Raw genomic sequence first — 5,424 nt, 5'->3', positions numbered from 1 at the left:
CCAGCCAGCGCTGGAGCGGCTCGACCAGGCCGGGTCCGGCGGCCAGGCCGAGCGAGGTCCCGAGGAAGCCGCGCCGCGCCAGCATCAGGTCGCTGCGGGAGAACTCACTCAGCAGCGCGACGGTCTGGGGGCCGGCCCAGGGCAGGTCGATGCCGGAGACCGAGGGTGACTGGTGGGCGGAGCGCAGTCCGAGGTCCTCGACGGGCACGACGGCTCCGAAGCGTTCGGAGAACAGTTCGGAGAGGATACGCGGGATGGGTTCGCGCGGCTGTTCGCCGTCGAGCCAGCGCCGGACCCGTGAGGTGTCGGTGCTGATGTGGTGGGCGCCCATCTGGCGTGCCCTGCGGTTGACCTGGCGCGCGAGTTCCCCCTTCGACCAGCCGCTGCGCACGAACCACGAGCCCAGCCGCCCGTTCGGGCGTTTGCCGGAATTCGTGCTGCCTGCGCCACTGCCGCCCACTGGAACGCCCCCATTCGGTCAAGCCCTGTCACGCGAACCGGTATCAGAATGCCCTGAGTTGTGACCGCCTGTCCGGAGAATGCGCCCCTTCGAACAGGCAAGCGAGGTGCCTCCGGCATACCCATGGCGCGCTTTCCCCGAGGTTCGTGCACTGAAAGTAATCCTACGATCACCCCTCCGGCGAGGGGGAATCCACAATCGCCACCATTCGCCACCCCATCGAATGAACTCGCCCGAGGCCGGGCGCGATTCACTTGACACGCGAGGTCAGGGCTGGGCCGGGCGTTGTGCGCCGGGGCGCGCGGATCGGCTTGTGCCACCCCCAGTGCTTCCGTACGCGGGCGCAAGCGCCCCGACGACAACAGAGAGTCACAGCAACAATGCGAGTCGTAACCACCGGCCGGCTCGATCCGTTGGAGGAGGCATGGGCTTCACGATCGGCGGCACGCGGCGCCGCGGGCGCACCACTGAGTGCACCGAGATGGCGGAGTACACGGGACTCTGGGGCTGGGACGTCGTCCCCGGGGCGCGGACGAGCGGCGGGCGGTGCACCTGTGGCGCCGGATCGTGCGCCTCGCCCGGCGCCCACCCGCTCGACCCGTGCCAGGAGGTCCCGGCGGGCTCGACGCTCGACGATGTCACCAAGGCGTGGTCCGACGTACCGGGAGCGGCGGTGCTGCTCCCCGTCGGCCGTACCTTCGACGTCATCGATGTGGCGCGGGTCGCAGGCGGCCACGCGCTGGTGAGGCTGGAGCGGATGGGGCTGCCGCTGGGGCCCGTCCTGGCCACGGCGTCGGGGCGCGCCCACTTCTTCGTGGCGCCGGGCGCCGCAGCCGAACTCCCCGAGCTGCTCTACCGGATGGGCTGGGACGACGCGGATCTGGACCTGCGCGGTCTGGGTCCCGGCGCGCATGTGGCCGTGCCGCCCTCCGAGCTGGTGCGCTGGCTCAGGCCGCCGTCCCTGGACACCGCGCGGCCACCGCAGGCCCGGCTGCTGCTGGGCACCCTGGCGTACATCGCGCACCGCTCGGCGGCGGCGTAGACGCCAGGGCGCGGGGTCCTCGCCCTGCTTTCGCCCGTCAGTCCCCGATCAGCGCGTCCACGAACGCCTCGGGGTCGAACGGCGCCAGGTCGTCAGGGCCCTCCCCGAGACCGATCAGCTTCACCGGCACACCCAGCTCGCGCTGCACCGCGATCACGATGCCGCCCTTCGCCGTGCCGTCCAGCTTCGTCAGCACGATGCCCGTGATCTCCACGACCTCGGCGAACACCCGCGCCTGCACGAGTCCGTTCTGCCCGGTCGTGGCGTCCAGCACGAGCAGCACCTCGTCCAGCGGACCGTGCTTCTCCACGACCCGCTTGACCTTGCCCAGCTCGTCCATCAGCCCGGTCTTGGTGTGCAGCCGGCCCGCCGTGTCGATGAGTACGACGTCGGCGCCCTCGGCGATGCCCTCCTTGACGGCGTCGAAGGCGATGGACGCCGGGTCGCCGCCCTCGGGCCCGCGTACGGTACGCGCGCCGACCCGCTCGCCCCAGGTCTGGAGCTGGTCGGCGGCGGCGGCGCGGAAGGTGTCGGCTGCGCCGAGCACGACGGAACGGCCGTCGGCGACCAGCACCCGCGCCAGCTTGCCTGTCGTCGTGGTCTTGCCGGTGCCGTTGACGCCGACGACCATCACGACACCCGGGGTCTCCAGGCCGCCCTCGGTCTTCACCGCGCGGTCGAAGTCCGTACCGAGCAGCGCGATCAGTTCCTCGCGCAGCAGGGCGCGCAGCTCGCCCGGCGTCCGCGTGCCGAGCACCCGTACCCGCTCACGCAGCCGGTCGACCAGCTCCTGGGTCGGGGCGACACCGACATCGGCTGTGAGCAGCGTCTCCTCGATCTCCTCCCAGGTGTCGTCGTCGAGGTGTTCGCGGGACAGCAGCGTGAGCAGCCCCTTGCCGAGGGAGTTCTGCGAGCGGGAGAGGCGCGCGCGCAGCCGGATCAGCCGGCCGGCCGACGGTTCGGGTACGTCGATCTCGCGCGGCGGCGCCTCGCCGACGACCGGATCCTCGACGGCGACCGGACTTCCGGTGATCTCGTCGGCCTCGGGAAGGCCGACCTCCTCGATGGTGCGGCGGGGTTCGTCCCGCGGAGTCTCCGCCTCGTCGCCGACATGCGGCTCGGCGGGCGGAGCTGTGATGGTCGGCGTGCTCGACGGGGCCGAGGGGGGCTGCCGCTTCTTCTTGCGGCTGCTGACCACGAGCCCGCTGATCGCGCCGACAGCGACCAGGGCGATGACTACAACAAGGATGACGATTTCCATAACCCGTCCAGTATCGGCCACGGCGTCGCCGTCGTGGGTGCCGGTGGGCGTGGTGACGTCAGCCCATTTCCTCCAGGGTCTTCCCCCTCGTCTCCTTGACGAACTTCAGTACGAAGGGAAGGGAGAGCGCGGCGAAGCACGCGTAGATGATGTACGTCCCGGAGAGGCTCCAGTCGGCGGACAGGCTGGGGAAGCTCGCGGTGATGGCGTAGTTCGCGATCCACTGCGCGGACGCCGCGACCCCCAGGGCGGCGGCGCGGATCGTGTTCGGGAACATCTCGCCGAGCAGGACCCAGACGATGACACCCCAGGACAGCGCGAAGAAGAGAACGAAGACGTGCGCGGCGATCAGGGCCGTGGTGCCCTCCGTGTTCGGCAGCTTGCCGTTCACCAGTTTCGCCGAGAACGCCCACGCCTCCAGCGAGAGCGCGACGGTCATCCCGCAGGAGCCCACGATCGCGAGCGGTTTCCGGCCCACCCGGTCGACCAGCGCGATCGCGATCACGGTGCCGATGATGTTCACGATCGAGGTGGTGAAGGAGTAGAAGAACGAACTCGACGGGTTGATGCCGACGGACTGCCACAGGGTCGCGGAGTAGTAGAAGGCGACGTTGATGCCCACGAGCTGCTGGAACGCCGAGAGGCCGATGCCGACCCAGACGATGGGCAGGAAGTTACGTCCGTTCAGCAGGTCCCTGAAGGTCGACTTGTGCTCGCGCCGCATCGCGAGGCCGATCTCGGCGACCCGCGCGTCGAGATCGACGTCCCTGTTCTCGACCTCGGCGAGCACGGCCCTGGCCTGCTCCCTGCGGCCCACGGAGATCAGGTAGCGCGGTGACTCGGGGATCGCGAAGGAGAGGACGCCGTAGAGGATCGCGGGCAGGACCATCACGCCGAGCATCCACTGCCAGGCTTCCAGGCCGGCGATGTCGCCGCGCTGATCGCCGTCGGCGATCTGGAGGATGCCGTAGTTGACGAGCTGGGAAAGGGCGATCCCCAGCACGATCGCACCCTGCTGGAAGGAGCCGAACCGGCCCCGGTAGGCGGCGGGAGCGACCTCGGCGATGTACGCGGGGCCGATCACGGACGCCATGCCGATGGCGAAGCCGCCGATGATCCGCCAGAACGCCAGGTCGTAGATGTCGAAGGGCAGTGCGGAGCCGACCGCGCTGATGGTGAACAGGACGGAGGAGATCCGCATACAGCGGATACGGCCGATCCGGTCGGCGATCCGGCCCGCGACGGCGGCGCCGATCGCCGAGCCGATCAGCGCGATGGCGATGACCTGGGCGAGGGCCAGCGAGCCGATGTCGTACCGCTCCCTGATCGCCTGGACGGCGCCGTTGATCACCGAGCTGTCGTAACCGAAGAGGAAGCCGCCCATGGCGGCGGCCCCCGTGATGAAGATGACATGGCGGATATGGTCCGGTGGAGCGATCCGGCCTTCCGGCGGCGGAATCTTCGCTGTCGTCACATGAACTCCTGGGGCCGTCCAGCCGCACCGTGGAACGTGGGGCGTGAGGCGTGGGATGGACAAGGTGATCCCAGTGGGGCACAGGTCTCAACCACTCACCACTTGAATACGGAACCACCGGGGCCCGCCGTTCGGCCCCGGTTCAGCGGTCCGCCGCACCCGGTCAGTGCAGGCGCTGGCTGATCACCTTGGAGACCCCGTCGCCCTGCATGGACACGCCGTAGAGCGCGTCGGCGACCTCCATCGTGCGTTTCTGGTGCGTGATCACGATGAGCTGGGAGCTCTCCTGCAACTCCTGCATGATCCGGATCAGCCGCTGGAGGTTGGTGTCGTCGAGCGCGGCCTCGACCTCGTCCATCACATAGAACGGGCTGGGCCTGGCCTTGAAGATCGACACCAGCATCGCCACGGCTGTCAGGGACCGTTCGCCGCCGGACAGCAGCGAGAGCCGCTTGACCTTCTTGCCCGGCGGCCTGGCCTCCACGTCGACGCCCGTGGTGAGCATGTTCTGCGGATCGGTGAGGATCAGCCGGCCGTCACCGCCGGGGAAGAGGCGCGCGAAGACGCCCTCGAACTCCCTCGCCGTGTCCCGGAACGCCTCACCGAAGACCTGTTCGACCCGCTCGTCGACCTCCTTCACCACCAGGAGCAGATCGGCCCTGGTCTTCTTCAGGTCTTCGAGCTGCTCGGAGAGGAAGGTGTGCCGCTCTTCCAGCGCCGCGAACTCCTCCAGAGCGAGCGGATTCACCTTCCCGAGCTGTTGATACGCCCGTTCGGCCGACTTGAGCCGTTTCTCCTGCTCACCACGCGCGTACGGCTTCGGCTGGTTGCGGGGGTGCTCGGGGTCCTCGGGCAGCTCCTCGCCCTCGGCCGGCAGCGACGGCGGTACGAGTTGATCGGGCCCGTACTCGGCGACGAGCGCCGCCGGCTCGACGCCCAGCTCCTCCAGTGCCTTGCCTTCGAGCTGCTCGATCCGCATGCGCTTCTCCGCGCCGAGTACCTCGCCCCGGTGCACCGAATCGGTCAGTTTGTCCAGCTCGTCCTTGAGGTCGCGGCCCTGGGTGCGTTCCACGACGAGCTGCCGCTCGCGCTCCGCCTTGGCCGCCTCGGCCGCTGAGCGCTCGCTCCCGGCCCGTACGACCGACACCTCCACATGCGCGAGCAACTGCCGGGCCCCGGCGGCGACC

General features: G+C 69.6%; 4 protein-coding genes and 1 pseudogene. 1 reads left to right on the top strand and 4 read right to left on the bottom strand.

Annotated elements, in window-relative coordinates; translation table 11 throughout:
- Positions 1 to 460: pseudogene (locus QR77_RS49285) on the bottom strand (hypothetical protein); the annotation flags it as partial.
- 424 nt (positions 461 to 884) lie between these two features.
- On the opposite strand from QR77_RS49285, the gene QR77_RS30195 reads away from it, so the two are divergent.
- A complete protein-coding gene (locus QR77_RS30195; RefSeq protein ID WP_040025162.1) occupies positions 885 to 1,502 on the top strand; it encodes a bifunctional DNA primase/polymerase in 618 nt (205 codons plus the stop codon).
- 37 nt (positions 1,503 to 1,539) lie between these two features.
- On the opposite strand, the gene ftsY is transcribed toward QR77_RS30195, so the two are convergent.
- The 3 genes from ftsY to QR77_RS30180 form a co-directional block, all read right to left on the bottom strand.
- Positions 1,540 to 2,763: a signal recognition particle-docking protein FtsY gene (ftsY, locus tag QR77_RS30190; RefSeq protein WP_040025160.1), complete on the bottom strand. Its 1,224-nt coding sequence runs from the start codon at positions 2,761 to 2,763 to the stop codon at positions 1,540 to 1,542.
- Positions 2,764 to 2,821: 58 nt separating this feature from the next.
- Positions 2,822 to 4,237 carry a sugar porter family MFS transporter gene (locus tag QR77_RS30185; protein ID WP_040025157.1) on the bottom strand — a complete coding sequence of 472 codons (1,416 nt, stop codon included), beginning with the start codon at positions 4,235 to 4,237 and terminating at the stop codon, positions 2,822 to 2,824.
- A 163-nt stretch (positions 4,238 to 4,400) separates the two neighbouring features.
- A partial coding sequence (locus tag QR77_RS30180) for an AAA family ATPase (RefSeq protein WP_150130598.1) occupies positions 4,401 to 5,424 on the bottom strand: 1,024 nt, incomplete at its 5' end.

The sequence above is a fragment of the Streptomyces sp. 150FB genome, assembly GCF_000818195.1.
In the GTDB taxonomy this organism is placed as follows: domain Bacteria; phylum Actinomycetota; class Actinomycetes; order Streptomycetales; family Streptomycetaceae; genus Streptomyces.
This window is presented reverse-complemented; position numbering and strand designations above follow the sequence as displayed.